Source organism: Mesorhizobium sp. BR1-1-2 (genome assembly GCF_020165435.1).
Classification (GTDB): Bacteria; Pseudomonadota; Alphaproteobacteria; order Rhizobiales; family Rhizobiaceae; genus Mesorhizobium.
Genome location: NZ_JAIUID010000005.1, coordinates 501,603 through 527,309 on the forward strand (window position 1 = coordinate 501,603; position 25,707 = coordinate 527,309).

Consider the following 25,707-nt stretch of genomic DNA (forward strand, 5'->3'; position numbering starts at 1 on the left):
CCGCTCTAATTCTCTTCCCAGGATGCCGACAAGGCGCGTCCCTTCGAAAAGAGGATACGAGACCCCATGACTATTGCTCCCAATTCATGTTCCCGCACCCGCAAGCGTCTTCTGGCTGCCGTCGCTTCCGTCGCCGTTGCCGGCGCGATAGGCGTTGGCGCGTTGACCAGCGGGACCAGCCCCGTTCTGGCCGATGCCGTGCGTGTCGAGGCACCGCAGGTCCCCAGCTTCGCCGATGTCGTCGAGCGCGTTTCGCCCGCCGTGGTCAGCGTCAAGGTCAAGGCCAAGGTCCAGCCCACGGCCGATGACGGTTCCGACGACCAGGACGGCTTCGACAATTTGCCCAACAATCCGCAGCTGCGCCGCTTCTTCAAGGAATTCCGCGGCTTTGGCGATCAGGGCCAGAACGACGACGGTCCCCGCCGGTTCGGGCATCGTGACCGCGGCCACGGCGAGCCGCGCCCGGTGGCCCAAGGGTCGGGCTTCTTCATCTCCGAGGATGGCTATCTCGTCACCAACAATCATGTCGTCGAAGAGGGCACCGCCTTCACCGTGGTGACCAATGACGGCAAGGAACTCGACGCCAAGCTGGTCGGTACCGACCCGCGCACTGACCTCGCGGTGCTCAAGGTCGAGGGTGGCGGCAAATTTACCTATGTCGACTTCGCGGATGACTCCAAGGTTCGGGTCGGCGATTGGGTCGTGGCCGTCGGCAACCCCTTCGGTCTCGGCGGCACCGTCACCGCCGGCATCGTCTCGGCGCGCGGCCGTGACATCGGCGCCGGTCCCTATGACGATTTCATCCAGATCGACGCGTCGGTCAACCGCGGCAATTCCGGCGGCCCGACCTTCAACCTCAGCGGTCAGGTGGTCGGCATCAACACCGCCATCTTCTCGCCTTCCGGCGGCAGCGTCGGCATCGCCTTCGACATTCCTGCCTCGACCGCCAAGCAGGTCGTCGAGGATCTGATGAAGAGCGGTGCCGTGCAGCGCGGCTGGCTCGGCGTCGAGATCCAGCCGGTCACATCAGACATCGCAGAGTCGCTCGGCCTGAAGTCCAACAACGGCGCATTGGTGTCCAGCGCTCAGGACGACGGCCCCGGCAAGAAGAGCGGCATCACCGCCGGTGACGTGATCACCCAGGTCGACGGCAAGGATGTTGCTTCGCCGAAGGAGCTCGCCCGCCTGATCGGCGCCTATTCGCCGGGCAAGTCGGTTGACGTCACGGTCTGGCGCGACGGCAAGAGCCAGAGCGTCAAGGTCGAGCTCGGCAAGCTGCCTTCAAGCGACAAGCAGGCCTCGGCCGACGACAAGCCGGCGGCTCCGGCCAAGGCCGATACGCTCGCCGATCTCGGTCTGACCGTCACCAAATCCGAGAACGGAAAGGGCCTGGTGGTGACCGATGTCGATCCCGATAGCGATGCCGCCGACCGCGGCATCCAGCCGGGCGACGTCATCACCGCGGTCAATTCGACGGAAGTCAACGGCACCGACGACGTCACCAAGGCCATGGATGAAGCGGTGAAATCCGGGCGCAAGGCTGTCCTGATGCAGATTACCCGCGACGACAACAACCGCTTCGTGGCGCTGCCCGTCGCCAAGGGCTGACAACGACTTTCCGGCGCGGCGGTGTCAAACACCCCCGAGCCGCCGCACGGGAAAGTATGGAGCCGAGCGCGTTAGTCAGTCATCGTGCTCCCCTCCGGCGGCCGCGGGCTTCCCATCGCCCGCGGCCGCACTCCGCCCGCGGACCATGCGCTCAGGCTTGAGCGAACAAGCGGAGCGCTTTGGTGGCAACGGCATGCCGGCAGCATGTCTGGGACAGTGACACCAGAGAACCAAGACTTTATCGCGCGCGGCCTGGATCATCTTGATCGCGATGCGCTTTGGCGAAGGCTAAAATGCAGATGCCGGCTACTCAATCTTCCAGCGAAATCGCGTATAACGGCCCTATGAAGATTCTCGTCATAGAGGACGATCGCGAGGCTGCGGATTATCTGCAGAAAGCTTTTACCGAGGCCGGGCACACCGCGCATGTGGCGGGTGACGGCGAGACCGGCTTCGCGCTCGCCGATGCCGGCGACTACGACGTGATGGTCATCGACCGGATGATGCCGCGCCGCGACGGCCTGTCCGTCATCGCCGGCCTGCGCTCCAGGGGCAACACCACGCCGGTGCTGATCCTGTCGGCGCTTGGCGAGGTCGACGACCGGGTTACCGGCCTGCGCGCCGGCGGCGACGATTATCTGACCAAGCCCTATGCCTTTTCCGAGCTGCTCGCCCGCGTCGAGGTGCTGAACCGCCGGGCCAGCGCCAAGGAGGCCGAAACCGTCTACCGCGTCGGCGATCTCGAACTCGACCGGCTTTCGCATTCGGTCAAACGCGCCGGACGCGAGATCACTTTGCAGCCGCGCGAGTTCCGCCTGCTCGAATATCTGATGCGTCATGCCGGCCAGGTGGTGACGCGCACCATGCTGCTCGAAAATGTCTGGGATTATCATTTCGATCCGCAGACCAACGTCATCGACGTCCATGTCTCGCGGCTGCGCGGCAAGATCGAAAAAGGCTTCGATAAGCCCATCCTGCATACGGTTCGCGGCGCCGGCTATATGCTTAGGGCCGGCTAGGCGGCGGCATGGCCCTTTCCGTGCCCGCCATCATGAAGACGACGGCCGCGCGGCTCTCGGCGCTCTATCTTCTGCTCTTCGCACTCTGCGCCGTGCTGCTTGTCCTCTACATGACCTCGCTGTCGGCGCGCATGCTGACCGCGCAGACGCAGGAGACCATCAACGACGAGGTGCTCGGCCTTGCCCGCGCCTATCAGCGCGGCGGCCTGCCGGTGCTGGTCCGCGTGGTCGAGGCCCGCTCGCGCCAGCCCGGCGCCAATCTCTATTTGATCGCCGACACCAACGGTCAGATCCTGACCGGCAACGTGCAGAGCCTGGAGCCGGGCGTCATCGAAACCGAAGGCTGGACGACCGAGCCGTTCTCCTACCGCCGTTTCGGCGAAGGCGAACTCGACCGGCAGCGCAGCACGCCCTCCGATCAGGCCACGCCGCAGCCGGGTGATACGGCGGTCCGATCCGAAGGCGAGAAGGGCCACAACGCGATCGCCCTGGTGCTCCGCCTGCCGAACCAGATGATCATGCTGGTCGGCCGCGATCTCGGCGAACCTGAGCGGTTCCGCGCCGTTATCCGCCGCTCCCTGATGCTGGCGCTCGGCATGATGGGGCTGGGCGGACTGCTGATCTGGTTCTTCGTCGGCCGCGCCGCGCTGAAGCGCATCGATGGCGTCTCGGAAGCCAGCCGCCGCATCATGGGCGGCGATCTTTCGGGCCGGCTGCCGGTGACCGGCGCCGGCGACGAGTTCGACCGGCTTTCCGAGAACCTCAACGCGATGCTGGCCAGGATCGCCATGCTCAACGAGGGGCTGAAGCAGGTTTCCGATAACATCGCGCATGACCTGAAGACGCCGCTGACCCGGCTGCGCAATCGCGCTGAGGCGACGCTTTCGGGCAAGCACAAGACATCGGACTACCGCCAGGCGCTGGAAGGCACCATCGCCGAGTCCGACCAACTCATAAAGACCTTCAACGCCATCCTGATGATCTCCAGGCTGGAGGCGGGTTATTCCTCCGAAAGCACCAGCCGCGTCGATCTGGCCGCGGCCGTTCGCGATGTCGTCGAACTCTACGAGCCGGTGGCGGAAGAGGCCGGCGTTTCGCTCGAAGCCGCGGTCAATGGCGCATTCCTTGTCGACGGCAACCGCGAGCTGATCGGCCAGGCGCTGTCCAACATCGTCGACAATGCGATCAAGTACTCGACCGATTCTACCTCCAAGCCAGCGGTCCGCGTGACGCTCGAACGCGCGCATGGCGAGATCAGGCTTGTCGTCGCCGACAACGGCCAGGGCATTCCGGACGATGCCGATCGCGCCCGGGCGACGGAACGGTTCGTGCGGCTCGAAAAGAGCCGTTCCCAGCCAGGTTCTGGGCTTGGCCTCAGCCTCGCCAAGGCGGTCATGACATTCCACTATGGCCGGCTTGATCTGTTGCCTGGTAATCCCGGATTATCGGTGGTCATGAGTTTTCCCCCGCGGGAGGATCATTGATGACGGCGGCTGCAAAGCCGATGGCGAGGGACTGGCTGTTGAAGCCGGCGGCAAGGCTTGCTCCTCTGGACGACAGCCGGGCCCGGCAGGAGCTGGCCGAGATCGCCACCTTGGCACGCGAAGAAGGGTTGACGCAGCTGGCGAAATTCCTGGCTGGAACGGGTGAGGCGCAGGACTTCCTGGCCGCTGTCTTCGACCTGTCGCCGTTCCTGCGTGACACGGCGCGTCGCCGGCCGCAGATATTGGATGGGCTTTTCGACCAGCCGGTCGAGGCCCGGCTGAAGGCGATCATCGCGGCGATCGACCAGGTATCGTTTTCCGAGGCGATCTCCGAATCCAGATTGATGATGGAACTGCGGCAATGGAAGGCCGATGCGCACTTCCTGATCGCTCTGGCCGATCTGGCCGCCGAGGCCGAGACCTCGCTTACTGTGCGGCGGTTGAGCGACCTTGCCGATGCGTGCACGCGCGCTGCCGTCGATTTCCTGCTGCGCGACGTGCATGAGCAGGGCAAGCTGAAGTTGCCGGATCCCGCCAATCCCTCGGACCGGTCGGGCTGGATCCTGCTCGGCATGGGCAAGCTTGGGGCGCATGAGCTCAATTTTTCCTCCGACATCGACCTTGTGGTCTTCTTCGACCCGGAAGCGCCGGCCGTCGTCGATCCACTCGATGCGACGGAGTTGTTTTCGCGGCTGACGCGCCGTCTGGTGCGAATCCTGCAGGACCGCACCGAACATGGCTATGTCTTCCGCACCGACCTCAGGCTGCGTCCCGATCCCGGTTCGACCCCGCTGGCTATCCCGGTCGAGGCGGCGCTGCGCTACTACGAGGCGCGCGGCCAGAACTGGGAGCGCGCCGCCATGATCAAGGCGCGTCCTGTGGCCGGCGATCTGGACGCCGGCGCCGCTTTCCTCAAGGAGCTCCAACCCTACATCTGGCGCAAATACATGGACTATGCCGCGATCGCCGACGTCCACTCGATCAAACGCCAGATCCACGCCCACAAGGGCCATGGCGAGATCGCGGTCAAGGGCCACAACGTCAAGCTCGGGCGCGGCGGCATCCGCGAGATCGAGTTCTTCGTCCAGACGCAGCAGCTCATCGCCGGCGGCCGCTTCCCGGAACTGCGCGGCCGCGAGACCGTGCCGATGCTCGGCCAGCTGGCCGCGCGCGGCTGGATCACCGCCGAGGCACGCGACGCACTGGCCCGACAATATTGGTTTCTGCGCCGGGTCGAGCATGCCATCCAGATGGTGGCCGACGAGCAGACGCACACCCTGCCGGAGGATGATGAAGGGCTGGAGCGAATCGCGCGCATGTTGGGCTTCGCCGACGCGGCTGCTTTTTCCCTGGGCTTCCGCGCATCGCTCCAGCAGGTCGAACGTCACTACGCGGCGCTGTTCGAAACCGCGCCGGAGCTTTCGGCAGGCATCGGCAATCTGGTTTTCACCGGCGACGTCGACGACCCCGATACGCTGCAGACCTTGCACGGTCTCGGCTTCCAGCGAACGAGCGACATCTGCCGCGTGATCCGCGGCTGGCATTTCGGTCGCTACCGCGTCACCCGGTCGGCCGAGGCGCGCGAACGGCTGACGGAACTGACGCCGGCGCTGCTCAAGGCTTTCGGCCAGACGCGCCGGGCCGATGAGGCGTTGATCCGTTTCGACGAGTTCCTCGCCGGCCTGCCTGCCGGCATCCAGCTCTTTTCGCTGCTCCAGTCCAATCCGGCGCTGCTGAAGCTTATGGCGACGATCATGGGCGCAGCACCCCGTCTGGCCGCGATCATCACGCGCCGTCCACATGTGTTCGATGGGCTGCTCGATCCCGCTCTTCTCACCGAATTGCCGGATCGTGGCTATCTATCTGCACGGCTTACCGCGTTCCTCGAAGGCGACCGCGCCTATGAGGACGCTCTCGATCGTCTGCGTATCTTTGCCTCCGAGCAGAAATTCCTGATCGGCGTGCGGCTGCTCGCCGGCTCGATCGATCCGGCCCGTGCCGGCCACGCCTTTTCTGATCTGGCCGACCTCACCATCGCGGCCGCGTTGCGCGCGGTCATGGCCGAATTCGAGGCGCGCCACGGCACAATCGCCGGCGGCGTGGTTTCGCTGCTCGGCATGGGTAAGCTCGGCAGCCGTGAATTGACGGCGGGGTCGGACGTTGACCTCATCCTGCTCTACGATCACGATGCGGACGCCGAGGAATCCGACGGTGAAAAGCCGCTGGCGCCCTCGCATTACTACACCAGGATGACGCAGCGCCTCATTTCCGCCGTTTCCGCGCCGACCGCGGAAGGCGTGCTGTATGAACTCGACCTGCGGCTGCGTCCGTCCGGCAACAAGGGGCCGGTGGCCACCCACATCGATGCCTTCAAAAAATACCAGCGCCAGGAGGCCTGGACTTGGGAGCACATGGCGCTGTCGCGGGCACGTGCCATTGCCGGAGATGCCAGGCTCTGTGCCGAGGTCGAAGCCGACGTTGCGGCGGTGCTCGGGCAATCGCGCGACGCAGCAAAGGTGAAAGCGGAAGCGTCCGACATGCGCGCCATGATCGAGAAGGAAAAGCCGCCGCGCGACCTCTGGGACATCAAACTCATTGCCGGCGGCCTGATCGATCTCGAATTCATCGCCCAGGTGGCGGTCGTCACGGGCAATGTCGAACCCGGCCGCAGGGTCACGGCAACCGCGGAGGTGTTGTCGCGCCTTGCGCCACAATTCGCAGCCGCCGATATCAGGGACGAGCTTGGCGAGGCCTACCGGCTCTATCTGGCGCTGACCCAAATGATCAGGCTTTGCCTCACCGGCCAGTTCGAGCGGGACGATGTGCCGCCGGGGCTTTCGGATCTGCTTCTGGCGGTCACCGACCTGCCGGATTTCGGTGTGCTGGAAGCACATCTCAAGGAGACGTCGCGGAAGGTCAGGAAGGATTTCGACCTTCTGCTTCGTACCCGGCGGCCGTGATCAATGGCCGTGCGGATCGCATCGGGGGTGACGATGCAACAGGAGAAGACCATGAGAAAGACAACCAAGCTCGCATTCGCCTTCATTGCGTTGGCAGGGGCCGTCGGCACTGCGGCCTATGCCGAGAACATCGACAGCGCAAATATGCGTGAGCGCACGATGATGCGCCTCAACAAGGCGATCAAAGATAATGACGGCACCATCAGCTTCGACCAGTTCTCAAGCGTCATGGATTCGCGGTTGAAGAAGCTGGTTGCCGACAATGGCGGCAAGCTCACGGTGGAGCAGCTCGCCGCCGCGCTGGAAAAGGCGCGCTTCGAGCGCATGGCCAGGCGCATCATCGCGCGTTACGACACCAAGGGCGACGCTACACTGACGACGAACGACATCGCCAGTCGCGACAAGAAGCTCTTTGCCCTGCTCGACAAGAACAATGACGGAAAGATCAAGAGGGGTGAACTGCCAAAGGGCGGCCGCTTTGGCCTACACCGTCAGTGGGATGACGAAGGCGACGACGACAGCATGCAATAACGCCTTCCGGCACGGGCTTCGGCGACGTCGCCGGAGTCCGTTGCTCAAGCTGCGACCTTGACCACGGGCGTCGCCTTCTTCACCGGAATGCGCACCGACACAATCGTGCCGACACCTTCGGTTGAGCGGATTTTCAGGGCACCGCCTTGCAGTTCGGCCAGAGAGCGCGAGATGGCGAGTCCGAGGCCAGACCCGGCATGGCTCTTGGAGAACTGGTTCTGCACCTGTTCGAAGGGCCGTCCGAGCTTGCCGAGCGCCTCCTTCGGGATGCCGCAGCCATTGTCCTCGATCGTCAGCACCAGCGCGCCTGAGGTGTTGCGTGCCCTGACCGATATGTGGCCGCCCTGGCCGGTGAATTTCACGGCGTTGGACAAGAGGTTGATGACGATCTGCTTGATCGCGCGGCGGTCGGCGAACAGCGTCAGCGCGTCTGCGATGCGGGTCTCGACGGTGATCGCCTTCTGTGCGGCCTGCAGCGACACGACCCTGACCGTCTCGCTGATCAGCGGACCGAGATCGATCTCTTCGCGGTCGAGCGAGAATTGGCCGGCCTCGATTTTCGACATGTCGAGAATGTCGTTGATGACGCCCAAGAGATATTTGCCGCTGCTGTTGATGTCGGTGGCGTATTCCTCGTAGCGCTCCGATCCCAGCGGGCCGAACAGCCCCTGTTCCATCAGCTCGGAGAAGCCGATGATGGCGTTCAAGGGCGTGCGCAGTTCATGCGACATGTTGGCCAGGAATTCGGACTTGGCCCGGTTCGCCGCTTCGGCGCGCTCGGTTTCCTTCATGTATTTGCGGTTGAGTTCGACCAGTTCGCGCGCGCGCTCCTCTTCGGCCCGGCGGGCGAGGCTGAGATCGTGTATGGTCGCCATCAGCCGGCGCTCGCTGTCGACCAGCTTCTCCTGATGCAGCTTGATCTGGGTGATGTCGGATCCGACCGAGACGATACCGCCGTCGCGGGTTCGGAGTTCGTTGACCTGCAACCAGCGGCCGTCGGCCAGCTGCCGTTCGAACGTCGCGCCGCCCTGCGGCCCATTGCTGTTGGCAAGCCGCCGGTCGGAAGCGAAAGCGAGCATGCGCTCTTCCAGCGTGGCGCGCACGGCGCCTGGCATCACGTCACGGTCCGAAAGGCCATTGTCCTTCTGGTATTTGGAATTGCACATGATCAGCCGCTCGGCGGCATCCCACAGCACGAAGGACTCGTTGATGTTCTCGATCGCCGTCCTCAGGCGCAGATCGGCTGCCTCGGAACGAAGCACCAGGTGACGCTGCTCGGTGACGTCGACGGCGATGCCGATCAACTGGATTTCGGGCGCTTCCGGATCCATGACCTGCGCCCTTGCGCGCATCCACACCCACTGCCCGTCGGCATGCCGCATCCGGAACACCTGATCGATATGATCGATCTCGCGCGCGACGATCTTGTTGGCGAGTTGGAAAAGATCGCCATCGTCGGGGTGGATGATCTCGTCGACCTCGCCGAAGGACAGCATCGTGTCGCATGGCTCGTAGCCCAGCATGTCGTACATTGAGCGCGACCAATACATCTTGCCGCGCACCATGTCCCAGTCCCACAAGCCGCAGCGGCCGCGTACCAGCGCCATGTCGATGCGTTGATGCGCTTCGAGGTAGATGCGGTCGGCAGCCTGCGCGCGCGCCGCCTGGCCGAAATAGGCGTAGAGGATGATGATCAGCACGCCGGCCGTCAGTACGAACAGCGTGACGTTCAGCGAGACTGTCTTGCGCCAGGCGTCGAAAACCGCGTCCTGCGGCACCAGCGCCGCTGCCGCACCTTTGCGACCGTTCGCCAGGCTGACCGCCGCATACCAGTCCTGCCCGCCAATATCGACCTCCATCACTCCGGCGCGGTCGCCGAAAATGAACAGAGGCTGGCCGCCCTGGGCGAGGCTGTCCAGCGAACGGCCTTGCCAGGACATCGAGCGCGGCGTCACCGCGGTGATCTTGAAGGCGCCGTCGGTGACGACAAGAACGTGGCCGCGGCTCATCGCGTCCTGGCGGCTGGTCGTTTCCAACAGGTCCTGGATGGCGCCCGGCGCGGTGTCGGACGTGGTGGTGGCCAGCGAACTCGCCAGTTGACTGGACGCCAGCATCAGGATCGCCTTGGCGTTGCGCTCGATATCGTCGCGTTCGTTCATCAGCGACAGGACGCGTAGCGCCGCGATCGCGATCAGGAAGATGACGATGAGAGCCGGTATCGATCGGCGCAGCAATGGCTCGGCGGCCAGAAGCCGCTTGTAGGCCGGTTCGGCGATGAGTCGCGCATTCCCGGCAAGGCCGTCGCTTCGCGGCGTCTCGCGACGCGCAAAAGCTATCCCTCCGGGCGCGCCCCACGCGTCCGCCTTCGCCATAAATGGCACTCCCCGATTTGCCTATGCTGTCTGATGATCCGGCAAACGCCGCACTTCCGAATCGTCATTAAAGAATCAAAGGTGATTCGCCTTGTCCAGTGGCCCGGCGAAAAAACATTAAAAATAGACTAAAATAGTGGCTTTTCTGCCAACCGAGCAGGGCATGCGATGGCGATCACCGTTGAAAGGGAGTAATATTAGAAATCACGCATATTCCGTGCGGGATTGCACATTGGGAGGAAAGCATGAATCGCAGATCTGCAATTGCTCTCGGCGTGTCAGCGGCAGCGGTAACGCCTTTGTTCGCCCTGGCGGCGTCGGCAAAAACGAAGACATACGGCCCGAAGGAGGGCAAGGAAATTGCGCCCGGCATCAGAGTGGTGGAGGTCGGCACGGGAAACTCAGACATTCCTGCCTACAAAAGCATCTCAATCGTCGATGTCGTGTTTCAGCCCGGCGCACATGCTCCGGCGATGGTGATGGACAACGACATGGTATGCACCGTCACAGCCGGCGAATTCACGATCAAGAAGGCCGACAAGGAGTTCAAGCTCAAGGAAGGCGACATGTACACTTGCGCCAAGGGCAAGACCGACGAGGCGACGAATACGAGCGCCGAGGTCGGCGTGCATCGCATCGCCATGTTAATATCCGCGTAGGGAGGCGGGAATCCGTTTGAGCAGCGGAGGCACAGCCCGACGGGCCGGTGGCGTTGCCTTGGCATTGCCGCCGACCACCATGGTGGCCGCTTGGGTCTGGCTCACGCCAGCGTACGCTCGACAATATCGCTTAAATCCGCCGACAGGTTTTCGGCATTGGCGATCGAAAGCAGCGCTTCCCTGGCCTTGGCCTGCCGGCCAGGTTCGAGCGAACGCCACGACCGGAGCGCCGTTGCCAACCTTGCCGCCACCTGCGGATTGCGTTTTTCGACCTCGAGCACGGTCTGCGTGAAGAATAGGTAGCCTTCGCCGTCGGCGCGGTGGAAGCCGGTCTGGTTGGCACTGGAGAATGTGCCGATCAACGAGCGCACCCGGTTCGGATTGGCCATCGAGAAGGCCGGATGCGTGGTCAGGGCGCGAACCGTCTCCACCGCTTGCGGACCGGGTACGCTGGCCTGAATCTGGAACCATTTGTCCATGACCAGCGGGTCGGACGCATATGTCTCTTCGAAAGCCGCCAGTGCCTTGTTTGCCTCCGGCGAACCATGGTGGCGATGCGCGAGCACGGTCAGTGCTGCAGCGCGGTCAGTCATGTTGGTGGCCGACCGGAAGTGCTCCGCCGCAAGCCCGGCGCCGCCTGACAGCAGCGAGAGATAGTCGAGCATGACGTTACGCAGCGCACGCCGTCCGGCGGAAGCTGCGTCCGGGCTGAACGGGCCGGCGTCGGCAAGCCGCGCGTAGAGGCCGGCGAACGCATCGCGGTTAGCCCTGGCGATTGCCAGCGCCAGCGCCTCGCGGGCAGCGAAGATGGCGTCGGGTTCGATGTTCTTGCCGATGTCGCGCGCTATGTCGGTCTCGCCCGGAAGGGAAAGCGCTAGCGCCCGGTAGGCCGGCTCCAGCGTCTCGTCGCTCGCGATCCTGCCGGCAAGCTCGGTCAGTCGCGCGGTGAAGCCAGGCTCAGCGCCGCCGAGAATCTGGCGGAAGGCCAGGATCAATGCATCCGTAAGCAGCGTGTTGAAGGTCTGCCAGCGCGAGAAGCTGTCGCTGTCATGGCCGGCAAGGAAGAACTGGTCATCGGTCTTCTGCTCGACGGCAAGCGTTATCGGCGCCGAGAAGCCGCGGTTCAGCGAAACCGCCGGACGCTCGGCGACGCCTGAGAAGCGCACCACATGTCGGCGCTTGCGGATGTGGATGATGCCGTCCTCGACGCTGGCGCCGTCGACCGTGTCATAGGCGACCGGCTCGCCATCGGCGCCAATCAGACCGAAGGCGAGCGGGATGTGCATCAGCCGTTTGCGGCTTTCCGACGGGGTCGGCGGCACCGATTGCTCGATTTCCAGCGTGAATTCCCGCTCCGCCCGGTTATATGTCGAGCTCACCGCCAGGTTAGGCGTGCCGGCCTGATGGTACCAGAGCGCGAATTGCGACAAGTCGCGGCCGGACACCTCCTCGAACACTGTCAGGAAATCCTCGATCGTCGCCGCCGTGCCGTCGTGCCGCTCGAAATAGAGGTCCATGCCGGCGCGGAAGCTATCAGGCCCGAGGATGGTGCGGATCATGCGCACCACCTCCGAGCCTTTTTCGTAGACGGTCGCCGTGTAGAAATTGTTGATCTCGCGATAGCGGCGCGGCCTGACCGGATGCGCCAGCGGCCCCTGGTCCTCGGGGAATTGATGAGCGCGCAGCGTGCGCACCTCGGCGATGCGCTTGACCGCACGCGAACGTTGGTCGGCGGAGAATTCGTGGTCGCGATAAACGGTCAGCCCTTCCTTCAGGCAAAGCTGAAACCAGTCGCGGCAAGTGATTCTGTTGCCTGTCCAATTGTGGAAATACTCGTGCGCGATGATCGCCTCGATATTGGCGAAATCGGCGTCCGTCGCGGTCTCCCGGTCGGCCAGCACGTATTTGTCGTTGAAGACGTTGAGGCCCTTGTTCTCCATCGCGCCCATGTTGAAGTCGGACACGGCGACGATGTTGAAGACATCGAGGTCGTATTCGCGGCCGAATGCCTCCTCATCCCATTGCATCGATCGCTTCAAGGCATCCATGGCGTAGCCGGCGAGCTTCTCCTTGCCGGGCTCGACATAGATGCCGAGCTCGACCGTGCGGCCGGACATGGTGACGAAACTGTCGGCGACCCGGCCGAGATTGCCGGCGACCAGCGCGAACAGATAGGATGGCTTGGGGAAGGGGTCGTGCCAAATGGCATAGTGCCAGCCATCGCCGAGATCGCCCTTGTCGACCGGGTTTCCGTTGGACAGAAGCAGCGGCGCCTCGTCGCGGCGGGCTTCGATCCGCACGGTGTAGACGGAAAGGATGTCGGGGCGGTCGAGGAAATAGGTGATGCGGCGGAAGCCCTCTGCCTCGCATTGCGTGCAATAGACGTTGCTTGAGCGGTAGAGGCCCATCAGCGCTTCGTTGCCCGACGGCACCAGCTCGGTCTCGATCGACAGCCGAAAGCGACGCGCGGCCGGGGGCTTGAGGATGGTCAGTCGGTCGGGCGTCACGGCAAAATCCGTCGGCTTGGCTTTCCTGCCGTCGATCTCGACGCGCCTGAGCGTCAGCCCGTCGCCGTCCAGCACAAGCGGCGCAGAGGCCGTGACGCCATCGCGGCGCTCGACGGTCAAAATTGCCGTGACGATCGTCGCCCCTGGCGAAAGACGGAATTCAAGGCTCGTTTCCGGAATGAGATAGTCGCTGGGGCGATAGTCTTCGAGTTTGAAGACCTGGCCAGTGTCGGTGCGCATCCCGTGGTTCCTGTCTTTCCGGGCCTGTCCTGCCCGTCCAAAAATTTGAGGTCCGCGCTCTTTACACGAACCGGCGCCTCGACAAAACTGCGAGAAGGTCTATTCAGACCCTCCTTTCCAACATCGCGAGGCAGTCATGGCCGCCGTCTACGACGTCAGGCATATCGAGAGACCGGCAACGCCGGCGCGCACCTGGGCAGCCATGCGGGAAGCGGCGGGAGCGTGACAGCAGGCCCCGGCAACAGTGACAATACCGTAGGGTACAACACGCTCACTGGCATTATGCTGAAGATCGTCTCGGTGGCGGTCTTCGTCGGCATGTCGACCTGCATCAAGGCGGCGGGCACCGTGCCGGCGGGACAGATCGTCTTCTTCCGCTCCTTCTTCGCTATCTTTCCGATCATCGCCTTTCTGGCTTTCAAGGGAAATCTCGGCACGGCTTTCAGTACAAGCCGTCCGTTCAACCACATCGCGCGCGGCGTCGTCGGCGTCTGCGCCATGGGGCTCGGCTTCTTCGCGCTGACGCGGTTGCCGTTGCCGGAAGCAATCACGCTGAATTACGCCCAGCCGCTGTTGGTGGTGGTGTTCAGCTCGATTTTCCTCAGCGAAGCCATTCGTGTCTATCGCTGGAGCGCGGTCGCCGTCGGTCTCGTCGGTGTGCTGATCATCTCCTGGCCGGAGCTGACGCTCCTGAGTTCCGGCGAGGCGCTCGACGACCAGGAGGTGCTCGGCGTCATCGCCGCACTGATAGCTGCGGCGATTTCGGCCGTCGCCATGCTGCTCGTGCGCAATCTCGTGCAAAGCGAGCGCACCGCCACGATCGTGCTTTGGTTTTCGGTGACTGCGAGCGTCATGGCGCTGCTGTCGCTGCCGTTTGGGTGGCAGGCGCTGACGCCGGGGCAGGCGGCCCTTCTTGTCGCCGCCGGCTTCTGCGGCGGCCTCGGCCAGATCCTGATGACCTCGGCCTATCGTCATGCCGAGGCATCGGTCGTGGCGCCGTTCGAATACACCTCGATGATCCTCGGCGTCGTGGCCGGCTATCTCGTCTTCGGCGATGTCGCCACGCTGAACACGCTGGCCGGCGGCCTGATCGTCGTTGCCGCCGGCATCTTCATCATCTGGCGCGAACGTCAACTCGGCCTGGAACGCACCCGCACGCGCAAGGCCGCCCCACCGCAGGGGTGATCAGCACCGTTAGGCCCGCTCTTTGGCCAATCTTACCAGCGCCGTCCGCGTCTGCTCGTCGGCCGGAAAGAAGGACTCGATCGCCAGTTCCGACAGCGTCACGTCCAGCGGCGTGCCGAACACGGTGATGGTGCTGATGAACGACAGCACCTGATCCCCATGGGCAAGCCGCAGCGGATGCACGATGCCGCTCGGCTCGACCGGCGCCGGCCGCCCACTCTTCAGGCCGGACGGATAACCGCGCAACTCACGCTCCAGTTCGATCAGCACCGGATCGCCTGACGCGTCGTTCTGGTGCTTCAGGCGTTCCAGCAGGTGCGCCCGCCACTCCGCGAGATTGACGATGCGCGGCGCGACACCTCCAGGGTGCAGGCTGAGCCGCAGCACGTTGACTGGCGGCTTGAGCAGCGAGGGCTCGGAAATGTCGGCCAGGAACGGCCCAATGGCAGTGTTTGCCGAAACGAGGTTCCAGTGTCGGTCCACCGCGAGCGCCGGGAACGGCTCGTGCCCTCGAAGCACCGTCTCGACCGCCGCCATGGCCGGTGCCAGCGAAATGTCGGTCAGCGGCCTTTCGCTGAAGCTCGGCGCAAAGCCCGCCGCTAGCAAGAGCTGGTTGCGCTGGCGAAGCGGGATCGAAAGCTGCTCGGCCAGGTGCAGCACCATGTCGCGCGAGGGCGCGGCCCGCCCGCTCTCGACGAAGCTCAGATGCCGCTGCGAGATATCGGCTTCCGTGGCGAGGTCGAGCTGGCTCATCCGACGTCGGGTGCGCCATTCACGGATGAGGCTGCCGGCGGAGGTTTGAGGAGATGTCATGAGGGCATGGTTAGGGCGACGGCAGGCGCATTTCAATTACCCGCGAGGTCATGGAGAGGTGAGCGCTCTTAGCTTCGCCTTCACCTCGAGAAAATCCCGCCAGGCCAGCTTCTTGTGCGCCGGCGTCCTCAATAGATAGGCCGGGTGCAGCGTCGGCATCGCCGGAATAACGACGCCGGACGCTGTCGTGTGGGCGCGCCAGTTGCCGCGCAGCCGCAAGATACCTTCGCTCGTATTGAGAAGGGTCTTGGCCGAGGGCCCGCCGAGATTGACCAGCACCTTCGGCTTGACCAGTTCGATCTGCCTTTCGATGAAGGGCCGGCAGATCTCGGTTTCGTGCGGCGTCGGCGTGCGGTTGCCCGGCGGCCGCCAGGGGATGACATTGGCGATATAGGCGGATGTCCGGTCGAGCCCGATCGCGGCCAACATGCGGTCGAGCAGCCGGCCGGAGCGGCCGACGAAGGGCAGGCCTTCTATGTCCTCGTCACGGCCGGGCGCCTCGCCGACCAGCATCACCGATGCATCCGGGTTGCCGTCGGCAAAGACCAGGTTCTTGGCGGTGAACTTCAGGTTGCAGCCGTCAAAAGTCGACATGTGCTGGCGAAGCTCGTCCAGCGTCGAGGCAGCCGAGGCCAATTCACGAGCCAGCGCCGCCTGCGCCTCGTCGGGCACCGCCGAAATGGGCGGGCGCGCCGGCGGAGCGTTAGGCACGGCGCTCGCATCGAGACGCGGTTGGGCCGCGGGCCGCTCCGGTGCTCTGCTATCGCTCGGCGCGACAGCCGGCATCCGCTCCGCCGGCTTGGGCGCGGCTTCCGCGAAGCGGTTCACCGGCGCGTCCTCCAACGCCTCGTCGACGCCCGCGCTGGCATAGAAGGCGAGCAACTCGGCGACATCGGGTCGGCTGTTTGGGGAAGCGGCAGTCATAGCGCCACCATCGTTCGACTGGTCGCATATTGCAAGTTTGTGATTGGGGACATTGGCACAACCGGGCAATGAGGGCCTGTCTGTGGCGGCGTCATAGCTCACCGCAACCTAACCCGTCGGTATGCGCGGGTCCTGCACCAGATAAAAGGTCCAGCGCGGCGTATAGTCGGTGATCAGGAATTCGAACCTGGCGGTCTTGAGCGGGTCGACCTTGCCGTTCTTGAACAGCAGACGGTCATACGGTTCAAAATCGCGGTCGAAATCGGCAAAATTGCTCGACCAGATGTTGTCAGGCGTCTTGTTGCGCTGGTCGAACGAAAGTCCGTCCCCGAAGACGCTCGGCTGATTCAGGACCTCCTGAAGCTCGAACTGGAATTCGATCCAGGCCTGGCCGCTGTTGTTGAGCACGTCCAAGCGCAGATACATGATGCCGTTGGCGAACTCGCCCGCCTTGCCGAACGCCTGGATCGGCTTGGTTGCACGGATGGTCAACGTCACCGGCGTCGCCGAATTCAGCTCTTCGGTGATGACGAGCGGATCGTCTTTGGTGCCGGTGCCGGAAGCGCCGGTGATTTCGAACCCGCCAAGCTCGTCGGAGAAGGAGTAGGCACCGGTGGCCCAGACTTTCACCTCGTCGGCAAAGGCATGGACCGGCGCCAGCAGGGGGAGGGCCGAAAGGAACGCCCGGCAGGCCCTGCCGGGCGTCGATGGGAAGCGCGTTGATGAGAAGCCGGCTGGCCCAGGAATGCGCATGGTGCGAAGTATGGCCGATAAGCAAGCCGTCGAACAATTAAAAAACGTACGCGTCGCCGGCAGGTCGACGCAAAACGGGTGTCCTTCGGCACGATGCGCGACTTTTTGGCCAAATCCACGTTGTCACAGACGCGCCGGTTTCCTGTCGCGACTTGATGCGCTATGCAGCGCGGGAGCCAGCAAGATACGCGCAATAGCGACAAGCCAGTGCGGAGGGGTTGATGAGCGATATCGAACGCGAAAGCATGGAATTCGACGTGGTGATCGTCGGTGCGGGCCCGGCCGGCCTCGCCGCCGCCATCCGCCTGAAGCAAGTCACTCCCGAGCTTTCCGTGGTCGTGCTGGAAAAGGGCGGTGAGGTTGGCGCCCATATCTTGTCAGGCGCCGTCGTTGATCCGATCGGCATCGACCGGCTGCTGCCGGGCTGGCGCGACGAACAGGACCATCCGTTCAAGACGCCGGTCACGGCGGACCATTTCCTGGTGCTTGGCCCCGCCGGCTCTTTCCGGCTGCCCAACATGATGATGCCGCCGCTGATGAACAATCACGGCAACTACATCGTCTCGCTTGGCAATGTCTGCCGCTGGCTGGCGGCCAAGGCCGAGGCGCTCGGCGTGGAGATCTATCCGGGGTTCGCCGCGGCCGGCCTGCTCTATAACGAGGAAGGCGCCGTCACCGGTGTTGTCACTGGCGACATGGGCGTCGAAAAGGATGGCACACACGGCCCGGGTTTCGCGCCGGGCATGGCGCTGATGGGCAAATATGTGCTGATCGGAGAGGGCGCGCGCGGCTCGCTCGCCAAGCAGTTGATCGCCAGGTTCAGGCTTTCCGAGGGCCGCGAGCCGGGCAAATACGGCATCGGCCTCAAGGAACTGTGGCAGGTCAAGCCGGAGAAGCACAGGCCGGGTCTCGTCCAGCACTCCTTCGGCTGGCCACTCGACCTCAAGACCGGTGGGGGCTCTTTCCTCTATCATCTGGACGACAATCAGGTGGCGGTAGGCTTCGTCGTCCACCTCAATTACAAGAACCCCTGGCTGTCGCCGTTCGAGGAGTTCCAGCGCTTCAAGACCCACCCGGCGATCAGCGGTACTTTCGAGGGCGCCAGGCGGTTGGGCTATGGCGCGCGCGCGATTACCGAAGGCGGCTGGCAGTCGGTGCCGAAACTGTGCTTCCCGGGTGGCGCGTTGATGGGCTGCGCCGCCGGCCTCGTAAACGTCCCGCGCATCAAGGGCTCGCACAATGCCGTGCTGTCGGGAATGCTGGCGGCCGAGCATGTCGCCGAGGCCATCGCGGCCGGCCGCGCCAATGACGAGCTCTCCGCTTACGAAGCGGCCTGGCGGGCGACAGACATCGGCAAGGATCTGAAGAAGGTGCGCAACGTCAAGCCGCTGTGGTCGCGCTTCGGCACCATCGCCGGCGTTGCCATTGGCGGGCTGGACATGTGGCTGAACACTTTGTTCGGCTTCTCGCCCTTCGGCACGCTGAAGCACGGCAAGGCCGACTACGCCACGCTAGAGCCTGCCGCGAAGCACAAGAAGATAGACTATCCCAAGGCCGATGGCGTGCTGACCTTCGACCGCTTGTCCTCGGTGTTCCTGTCCAACACCAACCACGAGGAAAACGAGCCGGTGCATCTGCTGGTGGCGGACATGGAGCTGCAGAAGCGTTCCGAGCATGACGTCTTTGCCGGACCTTCGACGCGCTACTGCCCCGCAGGCGTCTACGAATGGGTCGACAAGGACGGCAATGCCGCTGCCGATCCGGCGGCAAAGGATGTGCGCTTCGTCATCAACGCGCAGAACTGCGTCCATTGCAAGACCTGCGACATCAAGGATCCGAACCAGAATATCGACTGGGTGCCGCCGCAAGGCGGCGAAGGCCCAGTCTATCAGAACATGTGAGCGTGCCGGCTAAGCTGTCACGAAGAACATGCGAGCGGCGGCGGACTTGTCTGTCGCCGTCGACCGCCTGCCTCGATCAAGCCCGTTGAAGCCTCCCGCCGAGTGTGGTCTGCTCGGATCCGACAAAGGAGGCGGACATGCGCCTGACCAGCCCGACGATGCTCGCCATGGCCTTCATGCTGCTTTGCGCATCAGCCGCATCGGCAGCCACAAAGCTCACCGTTCACATCCGCACCTATGATGTCGCTGGAAACACCGGAGCCGCCCTTGTCGAGGCGATGGACCGGCTGGGGCCCAAGCACGGCTATATGACGCGCGCCATCGCCGAAACCGGTTACGCCGTGCACTGGGATCTCGATATCGTCCGGCAGGATGGAGCCTGCCATCTGCGGCAGGCCAACGGGACGCTCAACCTGACCTACACTTTCCCGCGGCTCTCGTCGGCAAGCCCGGTCCTGCGCAAGCGTTGGGACCGTTTCATGGTCGGCGTTCGCAAGCACGAGCAGACGCATGGCGGTATCGCGAGGCGGATGATGCGGGCCACCGAGACCGCGCTTGCCGGCCTGCGGCGCCCGGACAACTGGTTCTGCACCGGCACGCACCTCGAGGCGCGGCGCCGGATCAAGGCCATCTATGTCGAATATGAAGGCAGGCAGAACGCTTTCGATGCGCGCGAACATCGCGGCGGCGGGCCTGTCGAGCACCTTGTCGAAGCGTTGACCAGGCCCTGAGAATGCCGAAGCATCAACCGCGCGGATTGTTTTGAAGGTCGCTCGCCGCGAGCGCGCTCTCATGCTCGTCATGGGGCTGCCTGTCGTCGGGGCGAAGCGAGAACTCCACGAGTACGGGAAGATGGTCGGAGCCGGTGTCTTCCAGTCGCGTTGACGACAGAATGGTCACGCCGCCCTTGCTGAACGCCTGGTCGATCGGGAGGCCTGCATAGCGGCGCAGGAAGTCGGGCAGCTTCCGGTGAATCCAGGTCGACCCGGCCGACGGCATGACGGTCAGTCCGCCGAGAGCGGCGACGCGCCGCACCGCGGCGCTCCATGGCACCGCGTTGCAATCGCCGGCCATGATGGCGGTTTGGCCGAGCGATGAAAGCTGCTCCGAGAGTTCGCCGATCTGCCAAAACTGTTCCCGGGGCCACGGCCAGCTGAGATGGATGGCGGCGACGTCGGCGCTTCTGCCGCCGAAATCGATGGTCGCAATGGCCATTGCACCCCGGCGCTCGCAATGTGGGGCGGTGCCGGCGACAAAGGGTCGCCGCGAGAGCAGCGCGACGCCGAAAACGCCGTTGGGATAGGGACAGAGGATCCGGTATGGATAGGCGCTGGCGATGTAGCCAAGCTCCGTCGCCCACATCGCCGACACCTCGTCCAGGGTGATGACGTCGGGATTGGTCCGGCCGATCAGTGACAGCACTTTCTTCGGCGTCGGGTTATCGTAGCGCAGATTCATCTGCAGCAGGCTGTAGACTGCCTGGTCGGTGGATTTGGCGACCGCCTGAACCGGCCATGGCCGGGGCAAGGCGGTCGAAGCGGTGGCAAGGGCTGCCACGGCAAAAACCAGGGCCGCGGCCGCTTGCAGGCGAAACGATGTCGCCAGCAGCGGCAGCGCGCAAAGCGCCATCAGCACGGCGAGGTGGATGCGGAAATGCGAAAATGAATCGAACGCCGGGTGCAAGGCGCCGAAGAACCCGGCCACCAGCGCGACCGAGAGCGTCATCATCACGATGAATACCAGTGAAGCCGCCATGTCTCGACTGCGTTTCATCGGATCAGATCTGCATGAGTTGCCAGCGATTGTCTTCGATCGGTTATCGGCAAAAATGCGGCTCAATCAAGATAGCGAATTGCTGGCAAGATAGCGAATCGCCGGCCAGACGGCGAATGGCTCTGGCAGCGCGCAGATCGGCTACTGGAAGGCCGTTTCCGAAAAACTTCTGAGCTTGCGCGAATGCAGCCGCTCCATCGGCATTTCCGAAAGCTTTTCCATCGCCCTGATGCCGATGGTCAGGTGCTGCGCCACCTGCCGCTTGTAGAACTCGGTCGCCATGCCGGGCAGCTTCAGCTCGCCATGCAGCGGCTTGTCGGAGACACATAAGAGCGTGCCGTAAGGCACGCGGAAGCGAAAGCCATTGGCCGCGATCGTTGCCGATTCCATATCAAGTGCGATCGCCCTCGACTGCGAAAGCCGCTGCACCGGTCCGCGCTGGTCGCGCAGTTCCCAGTTGCGGTTGTCGATGGTGGCGACAGTGCCGGTGCGCATGATGCGCTTGAGATCGTACCCCGATAGGCCGGTGACTTCGGCCACCGCTTCCTGCAATGCCACCTGGATTTCGGCCAGCGGCGGGATCGGCACCCAGACCGGCAGGTCGTCGTCCAGCACGTGATCCTCGCGCACATAGGCATGCGCCAGCACATAGTCCCCCAGCGCCTGCGTATTGCGCAGGCCCGCGCAGTGGCCGAGCATCACCCAGGCATGCGGCCTCAGCACCGCGATGTGGTCGGTGATCGTCTTGGCGTTGGAGGGGCCGACGCCGATATTGACCATGGTGATGCCGCCATGGTTCGGCTTCTTCAGGTGGTAGGCCGGCATCTGTGGCAGGCGCTGCGGCGCCACCCCTTCGCTCGGCGCGCTCTGCCCGGCTTTGGTGACCACGTTGCCCGGCTCGATGAATTCGGCATATCCGCCGCCGCCATTCTCCATCAGGTCGCGGGCGCGCGCCACGAACTCGTCGATATAGAACTGGTAATTGGTGAACAGCACGAAATTCTGGAAATGCTGCGGCGTGGTCGCGGTATAGTGCGACAGCCGGTGGAGGGAATAATCGATCCGCTGCGCGGTGAACGGCGCCAGCGGCCTTGGTTCGCCGAACGCCACTTCGAACGTGCCGTTGGCGATCTGGTCGTCTGTACCGTCGAGATCCGGCACGTCGAACAGGTCTCGGATCGGCCGCTGGATACGCTCGGCCGCCGTTCCGTCGACATGTGTGCCTTCGAGAAAGGCGAAATGCAGCGGGATGGGCGTTGTCGATTCCGAAACCGTGACCGCGACCCCGTGGTTGCGCATGATCAGACGCAATTGCTCGACCAGATAGCGTTCGAACAGGCTCGGCTGGGTGATGGTGGTGGAAAAATGCCCCGGCGTCGGCATGTGGCCATAGGCCTGGCGTGAATCGATCTGGGTGAACGAGTTCGTCGTGACGCCGATCTCCGGGTAGAAGGCGCGGTAGCGCTTGCTGCTGTCCCCGCCGGCGGCAAGCGCCGCGAAGGAGTCGCGCAGGAACTTGGTGTTGCGGTCGTAGAGGGCTTGCAGCGCCGCGACCGCCTTCTCGGCGGTGTCGAAGCTTTGCCGGCCAAAAGGCTCGGGCATGACCACAGATTCGATGGCCTGGGGATAGATTCGCTTTTCCATGGCCCAATATAGAGATTTGGAAAGGCGGTTGGGAGGGGTGTCCCGATCGAAGGCGCAATTTATCCGCGCTGCAGGCTGACCAGCAGTACGAAACCGACGCCGGATTTCTTTAGTGCCGGCGCGTCGATCGTGGAACCCGCATCGGCACGCATCATCGGCACGGCCAGGACCGGTGCGGCAAGGAACGCCAGGATGAGCGCCGCCCGCGGCAGAAGCCGAACGGTTTTGAAGAGGTTGGCGGCGATGCGGTTCATGGTCTTGGCTTTTCTTTCGAGGTCTTGGTTTGGTCAGGTCTTTGGTTTCTGTCTTTAGGGGCGAAGGCTGGTCGGGCAGGCGAGGCGGCAGGTTCTGGAACTGGCCTCGTCCCAGGAACGGGCCGAACGGCCCGCTTCGGCGACGAGGATGGCGAAGAACATTCCAAACAGGCTCACCAGCAGGCAGACGATGGTGAAGCGGCGGGCGAGCATTGGTCGTGTCTCCTTCAACACGCAGGAGAATGCCCGGGCACGACTGAACCGGCTCTGATGCCGGCGTTCATCTGCCGTTCAAATTGGTTGATGGGTTTTGAGGCGGCGCTGGCCATAAGGAGCATGGCCGCCGGCACAGCATGCCAGGATCATGGAACGAAAACGGGGCCTGCGGGCCCCGTTTTCATGTCGCAAGGATGGGGTCGATCAGAGCTTGTGCCAGGTCTGGCTCTTGCAGATCAGCCCGCCGAGCACGCAGCCGCTCATTTTCAGCGAGGTGCCCGACAGTGTCGCCTTGCCGGAGTAGGTTTTGTCGTTTGCCGGGTCGGTTATGCTGCCGGTGTATTTGTTGTCGCCGGACGCCTTGAGCGAACCGATGGTCTTGCCGGCATATTTGCCAGACTTCAGCGTGATGGAAAATGAACCCGAGCCCCCGATGGCCGCGGTATCGCCGGCCTGCGTCTTCCAGTTTCCCTCGATCGGATCGGCCCAGGCCACACCGGTCAGGATCAAAGTGGCCGCCAGGGCCAGGCTTGCTTTTCGAAACATCTTTGCTCCCTTGGATACCCGGCAGAAGGCTCCACCTCACCGGTCTGCCGCTTACGCAAACGTAAGCTAATCCAGCTTCCAGCAAAACAAAAGCGGTGCCGCTGCGGAAGCCCCGGCGATTTCAGAACCGCCAAAAGAAGCAATGTCGGCAGGGAACTGAGTGCATACGTAACCTCGTGTTTGTTTCGCGTGGTTAGCGGAGTGTTGATTCCGGTCACGGAAATTTTCGTCAAATTTGGCGCAATGGGGCTGAATCGCTGGCTTTGTATCCTTAACGAATTTCCATGTTTACCTATTGTTTTAGCTTTGTTTTCCTCAAATTAAGCACGCCATTTAACGACGGATTCAAGCCTGCGCGGCATTCTCGAAAGCATCGAACGAGCGGCCCGGACAGACAAACGGAGGCAGCTCTCGGGAGCCAGACAGGGCCGGAACAGGGGATTGAAAAATGGCACGTTTTGAAATGCTTGAAGCAGGCTTCGGCGCCATGGGGGCAACCGCCCAAGCCGACATTCTTTTCGAACTGGGGATGATGTATGCGACCGGCCGCGATTGCGAGACCGACGTCGTGGCCGCCCACAAATGGTTCAACATCGCCGCGATCAAGGGTTCGGCCCGCGCCGCGGAATTGCGCTCGGAACTGTCGGCTGCGATGTCGAAGGTCGAGATCGCCAAGGCGCTGCGCGAGGCCCGCGAATGGATGACGATGCACTGAATATAAGGCAGGGCGGCCTTCCGGTCCGCCGGACAAGGACAAGGCCGCGGTAAGACGGCCACGCGACAAAACCAAGAACGCGGTACGCCCGACAGGGCCAGCGGCGCGGCGGCCATGATCCGGTTTTCGGAAAAGAGCAGGGCCAGCAGGAAGACAGGGAAGGCGAGTTGGGTTCGAGTGCGGGGGGCACTTGAGAAACAGCTCGACAGGTAAAGCCGCGACCGGCCGGAACAAGGCCGGCGCGGCTTTTGCCTTTTTGCTCCAGCGATGCTTCGCAGGCCCAATCGAGCGCCGCCAATGCGCCTAGACAGGCCACACGAAGGATGAAATTGTCCGGCCTCTCTGGAAGAAGCGTGGCCGGGGCGGCCGCGCGTGAGTGGAGGAGTCATACCACAATGAAAAAATTGAGTATTTTGAACGCGGCCATTTTCGGCCTGATGATGAGCACGCCGGTCGCCTTTGCCGACGACATCACCTTTTCGGTGGTCGGTCCGATGACCGGACAGCTCGCCACCATCGGCGATCAGTTCAAGCAGGGCGCGCAGGCTGCCGCCGACGCGATCAATGCCGCCGGCGGTGTCGACGGTCGCCAGATCAAGCTCGATATCGAGGATGACCAGTGCGACCCGAAGCAGGCGGTTTCGGTCGCCAACCGTATCGTCGCCAACGGCGTCAAGTTCATCGACGGCCACGCTTGCTCGGGATCGAGCATTCCGGCTTCCGCCGTCTATGCCGAAGCCGGTGCCTTGATGATGAGCCCGGCCTCCTCGAACCCGGTGCTGACCGACGCCGCGGCGAAGGCCGGCTGGCCGACGATCATGCGCCTCTATACGCGTGACGACGCGCAGGGCGCCTTCATCGGTCCGTGGATCGCCAAGAAATATGCCGGCAAGAACGTCGTCATCCTGCATGACAAGAGTGCGTACGGTCAGGGTGTTGCCGATGCGGTCAAGGCTACGATGAATGCCGGCGGCCTGAAGGAAGTGGACTATGAAGGCATCAATGCCGGCGAGAAGGACTATTCGGCGCTTGTCACCAAGCTCAAGGACCTCAAAGCCGACGTTGTCTATTTCGGCGGTTACCACCCCGAGGCTGGCCTGATCCTGCGCCAGTCGGCGGAACAGGGCATCAAGTTCCAGCTGATCATGCCGGATTCGATAGCCTCGCCGGAGTTCTGGCAGGTCGCCGGCCCGGCCGGCGAAGGCACCATGTTCGTCTTCCCGTCGGATCCTCAGGCAAAGCCGGAAGCCAAGGCAGCCGTCGAGAAGATCAAAGCCGGCGGCTTCGTGCCGGAAGGCTTCACGCTGTTCTCTTACGCCACGATCCAGGCCTTTGCGGAAGGCATCAAGCGTGCCGGCAGCGATGATCCGGCCAAAGTCGCCGAGGCGCTGAAGAACGGGCAGCCGATCAGCACGGTTGTCGGCAATGTCACCTTCGACGAGAAGGGCGACCTCAAGAACGCCAGCTACGACATCAACCAGTGGCACGACGGCAAGTACGCGCCGATCCAGCCGTAATCGCGGCCTACATGGATGAAATGGCCGGGTTCGTCCCGGCCATTTTCATGTTTGCCTTGGACATATAACGGAGGTCGCGCCCCTTC

The 25,707-nt window shown here is 63.4% G+C and carries 21 protein-coding genes; 11 read left to right on the forward strand and 10 right to left on the reverse strand.

Going from position 1 to position 25,707, the window contains the following annotated elements:
* Window positions 1-66 precede the first annotated feature (66 nt).
* From LB551_RS14920 to LB551_RS14940, 5 genes are all read left to right on the forward strand, one after another.
* Complete coding sequence (locus LB551_RS14920; protein WP_224659658.1) at window positions 67-1,608, forward strand: Do family serine endopeptidase; 1,542 nt, start codon at window positions 67-69, stop codon at window positions 1,606-1,608.
* Window positions 1,609-1,952: 344 nt separating this feature from the next.
* The gene (locus tag LB551_RS14925; protein ID WP_224659659.1) at window positions 1,953-2,627 is read left to right on the forward strand and encodes a response regulator transcription factor; all 675 of its coding nucleotides are present in this window, start codon (window positions 1,953-1,955) and stop codon (window positions 2,625-2,627) included.
* Between the two features lie 8 nt (window positions 2,628-2,635).
* A complete protein-coding gene (locus tag LB551_RS14930; protein ID WP_224659660.1) occupies window positions 2,636-4,111 on the forward strand; it encodes a sensor histidine kinase in 1,476 nt (491 codons plus the stop codon).
* Entirely contained in the window at window positions 4,111-7,071 is a 2,961-nt protein-coding gene (locus LB551_RS14935) for a bifunctional [glutamine synthetase] adenylyltransferase/[glutamine synthetase]-adenylyl-L-tyrosine phosphorylase (RefSeq protein WP_224659661.1), read from the forward strand. Before LB551_RS14930 ends, LB551_RS14935 begins: the two co-directional genes overlap by 1 nt.
* Window positions 7,072-7,122: 51 nt before the next feature.
* The gene (locus LB551_RS14940; protein ID WP_140553908.1) at window positions 7,123-7,602 is read left to right on the forward strand and encodes a DUF4179 domain-containing protein; all 480 of its coding nucleotides are present in this window, start codon (window positions 7,123-7,125) and stop codon (window positions 7,600-7,602) included.
* Window positions 7,603-7,646: 44 nt separating this feature from the next.
* On the opposite strand, the gene LB551_RS14945 is transcribed toward LB551_RS14940, so the two are convergent.
* Window positions 7,647-9,974, reverse strand: a complete 2,328-nt coding sequence (locus LB551_RS14945) for a PAS domain-containing sensor histidine kinase (RefSeq protein WP_224659662.1) — start codon at window positions 9,972-9,974, stop codon at window positions 7,647-7,649.
* A 245-nt stretch (window positions 9,975-10,219) separates the two neighbouring features.
* On the opposite strand from LB551_RS14945, the gene LB551_RS14950 reads away from it, so the two are divergent.
* Window positions 10,220-10,633 carry a cupin domain-containing protein gene (locus tag LB551_RS14950; RefSeq protein ID WP_140553904.1) on the forward strand — a complete coding sequence of 138 codons (414 nt, stop codon included), beginning with the start codon at window positions 10,220-10,222 and terminating at the stop codon, window positions 10,631-10,633.
* 101 nt (window positions 10,634-10,734) lie between these two features.
* Here LB551_RS14950 and pepN read toward each other — a convergent pair whose 3' ends face one another.
* Complete coding sequence (gene pepN / locus LB551_RS14955) at window positions 10,735-13,380, reverse strand: aminopeptidase N (protein WP_224659663.1); 2,646 nt, start codon at window positions 13,378-13,380, stop codon at window positions 10,735-10,737.
* Window positions 13,381-13,662: 282 nt separating this feature from the next.
* On the opposite strand from pepN, the gene LB551_RS14960 reads away from it, so the two are divergent.
* Window positions 13,663-14,565, forward strand: a complete 903-nt coding sequence (locus LB551_RS14960) for a DMT family transporter (RefSeq protein ID WP_263495870.1) — start codon at window positions 13,663-13,665, stop codon at window positions 14,563-14,565.
* Between the two features lie 9 nt (window positions 14,566-14,574).
* On the opposite strand, the gene LB551_RS14965 is transcribed toward LB551_RS14960, so the two are convergent.
* The 3 genes from LB551_RS14965 to LB551_RS14975 all read right to left on the reverse strand — a co-directional run bounded on the left by LB551_RS14965 (window position 14,575) and on the right by LB551_RS14975 (window position 17,055).
* Complete coding sequence (locus LB551_RS14965; protein WP_224659665.1) at window positions 14,575-15,378, reverse strand: helix-turn-helix domain-containing protein; 804 nt, start codon at window positions 15,376-15,378, stop codon at window positions 14,575-14,577.
* A gap of 48 nt (window positions 15,379-15,426) precedes the next feature.
* Window positions 15,427-16,302, reverse strand: a complete 876-nt coding sequence (locus LB551_RS14970) for a uracil-DNA glycosylase family protein (RefSeq protein ID WP_224659666.1) — start codon at window positions 16,300-16,302, stop codon at window positions 15,427-15,429.
* 108 nt (window positions 16,303-16,410) lie between these two features.
* On the reverse strand, window positions 16,411-17,055 hold the full coding sequence (locus tag LB551_RS14975) for a hypothetical protein (protein ID WP_140517982.1): 645 nt from the start codon (window positions 17,053-17,055) through the stop codon (window positions 16,411-16,413).
* 221 nt (window positions 17,056-17,276) lie between these two features.
* Between LB551_RS14975 and LB551_RS14980 the strand changes: the two genes are divergently transcribed.
* Together LB551_RS14980 and LB551_RS14985 are read left to right on the forward strand one after the other, a co-directional pair.
* On the forward strand, window positions 17,277-18,956 hold the full coding sequence (locus tag LB551_RS14980; protein ID WP_224659667.1) for an electron transfer flavoprotein-ubiquinone oxidoreductase: 1,680 nt from the start codon (window positions 17,277-17,279) through the stop codon (window positions 18,954-18,956).
* Between the two features lie 137 nt (window positions 18,957-19,093).
* Complete coding sequence (locus LB551_RS14985) at window positions 19,094-19,687, forward strand: DUF922 domain-containing protein (RefSeq protein WP_224659668.1); 594 nt, start codon at window positions 19,094-19,096, stop codon at window positions 19,685-19,687.
* Window positions 19,688-19,700: 13 nt separating this feature from the next.
* Here LB551_RS14985 and LB551_RS14990 read toward each other — a convergent pair whose 3' ends face one another.
* The 5 genes from LB551_RS14990 to LB551_RS15010 form a co-directional block, all read right to left on the reverse strand.
* Window positions 19,701-20,729, reverse strand: coding sequence for an endonuclease/exonuclease/phosphatase family protein (locus LB551_RS14990; protein ID WP_140553892.1), 1,029 nt, complete (start codon window positions 20,727-20,729; stop codon window positions 19,701-19,703).
* A 141-nt stretch (window positions 20,730-20,870) separates the two neighbouring features.
* On the reverse strand, window positions 20,871-22,331 hold the full coding sequence (locus LB551_RS14995) for an AMP nucleosidase (RefSeq protein WP_224622954.1): 1,461 nt from the start codon (window positions 22,329-22,331) through the stop codon (window positions 20,871-20,873).
* A gap of 101 nt (window positions 22,332-22,432) precedes the next feature.
* Window positions 22,433-22,627: a hypothetical protein gene (locus LB551_RS15000; protein WP_140494649.1), complete on the reverse strand. Its 195-nt coding sequence runs from the start codon at window positions 22,625-22,627 to the stop codon at window positions 22,433-22,435.
* 54 nt (window positions 22,628-22,681) lie between these two features.
* Complete coding sequence (locus LB551_RS15005) at window positions 22,682-22,840, reverse strand: hypothetical protein (RefSeq protein WP_181172646.1); 159 nt, start codon at window positions 22,838-22,840, stop codon at window positions 22,682-22,684.
* Between the two features lie 207 nt (window positions 22,841-23,047).
* Complete coding sequence (locus LB551_RS15010) at window positions 23,048-23,389, reverse strand: DUF2147 domain-containing protein (RefSeq protein WP_140517988.1); 342 nt, start codon at window positions 23,387-23,389, stop codon at window positions 23,048-23,050.
* 448 nt (window positions 23,390-23,837) lie between these two features.
* Between LB551_RS15010 and LB551_RS15015 the strand changes: the two genes are divergently transcribed.
* Window positions 23,838-24,104: a sel1 repeat family protein gene (locus tag LB551_RS15015; RefSeq protein ID WP_010915070.1), complete on the forward strand. Its 267-nt coding sequence runs from the start codon at window positions 23,838-23,840 to the stop codon at window positions 24,102-24,104.
* Between the two features lie 395 nt (window positions 24,105-24,499).
* Complete coding sequence (locus tag LB551_RS15020) at window positions 24,500-25,621, forward strand: branched-chain amino acid ABC transporter substrate-binding protein (protein ID WP_140553885.1); 1,122 nt, start codon at window positions 24,500-24,502, stop codon at window positions 25,619-25,621.
* The last annotated feature ends 86 nt before the right edge of the window (window positions 25,622-25,707 follow it).

Bases quoted from the DNA above. Each gene is read 5' to 3' on its own strand.
- LB551_RS14940 (WP_140553908.1), top strand. From the start codon at position 7,123: ATGAGAAAGACAACCAAGCTCGCATTCGCCTTCATTGCGTTGGCAGGG.
- LB551_RS15015 (WP_010915070.1), top strand. From the start codon at position 23,838: ATGGCACGTTTTGAAATGCTTGAAGCAGGCTTCGGCGCCATGGGGGCA.
- LB551_RS14970 (WP_224659666.1), bottom strand. From the start codon at position 16,302: ATGACTGCCGCTTCCCCAAACAGCCGACCCGATGTCGCCGAGTTGCTC.
- LB551_RS15005 (WP_181172646.1), bottom strand. From the start codon at position 22,840: ATGCTCGCCCGCCGCTTCACCATCGTCTGCCTGCTGGTGAGCCTGTTT.
- LB551_RS14920 (WP_224659658.1), top strand. From the start codon at position 67: ATGACTATTGCTCCCAATTCATGTTCCCGCACCCGCAAGCGTCTTCTG.
- LB551_RS14980 (WP_224659667.1), top strand. From the start codon at position 17,277: ATGAGCGATATCGAACGCGAAAGCATGGAATTCGACGTGGTGATCGTC.
- LB551_RS15020 (WP_140553885.1), top strand. From the start codon at position 24,500: ATGAAAAAATTGAGTATTTTGAACGCGGCCATTTTCGGCCTGATGATG.
- LB551_RS14950 (WP_140553904.1), top strand. From the start codon at position 10,220: ATGAATCGCAGATCTGCAATTGCTCTCGGCGTGTCAGCGGCAGCGGTA.
- LB551_RS14995 (WP_224622954.1), bottom strand. From the start codon at position 22,331: ATGCCCGAGCCTTTTGGCCGGCAAAGCTTCGACACCGCCGAGAAGGCG.
- LB551_RS14975 (WP_140517982.1), bottom strand. From the start codon at position 17,055: ATGCGCATTCCTGGGCCAGCCGGCTTCTCATCAACGCGCTTCCCATCG.
- LB551_RS14930 (WP_224659660.1), top strand. From the start codon at position 2,636: ATGGCCCTTTCCGTGCCCGCCATCATGAAGACGACGGCCGCGCGGCTC.
- LB551_RS14965 (WP_224659665.1), bottom strand. From the start codon at position 15,378: ATGACATCTCCTCAAACCTCCGCCGGCAGCCTCATCCGTGAATGGCGC.
- LB551_RS15010 (WP_140517988.1), bottom strand. From the start codon at position 23,389: ATGTTTCGAAAAGCAAGCCTGGCCCTGGCGGCCACTTTGATCCTGACC.
- LB551_RS14990 (WP_140553892.1), bottom strand. From the start codon at position 20,729: ATGAAACGCAGTCGAGACATGGCGGCTTCACTGGTATTCATCGTGATG.
- LB551_RS14935 (WP_224659661.1), top strand. From the start codon at position 4,111: ATGACGGCGGCTGCAAAGCCGATGGCGAGGGACTGGCTGTTGAAGCCG.
- LB551_RS14925 (WP_224659659.1), top strand. From the start codon at position 1,953: ATGAAGATTCTCGTCATAGAGGACGATCGCGAGGCTGCGGATTATCTG.
- LB551_RS14945 (WP_224659662.1), bottom strand. From the start codon at position 9,974: ATGGCGAAGGCGGACGCGTGGGGCGCGCCCGGAGGGATAGCTTTTGCG.
- LB551_RS14960 (WP_263495870.1), top strand. From the start codon at position 13,663: ATGCTGAAGATCGTCTCGGTGGCGGTCTTCGTCGGCATGTCGACCTGC.
- LB551_RS15000 (WP_140494649.1), bottom strand. From the start codon at position 22,627: ATGAACCGCATCGCCGCCAACCTCTTCAAAACCGTTCGGCTTCTGCCG.
- LB551_RS14985 (WP_224659668.1), top strand. From the start codon at position 19,094: ATGCGCCTGACCAGCCCGACGATGCTCGCCATGGCCTTCATGCTGCTT.
- pepN (WP_224659663.1), bottom strand. From the start codon at position 13,380: ATGCGCACCGACACTGGCCAGGTCTTCAAACTCGAAGACTATCGCCCC.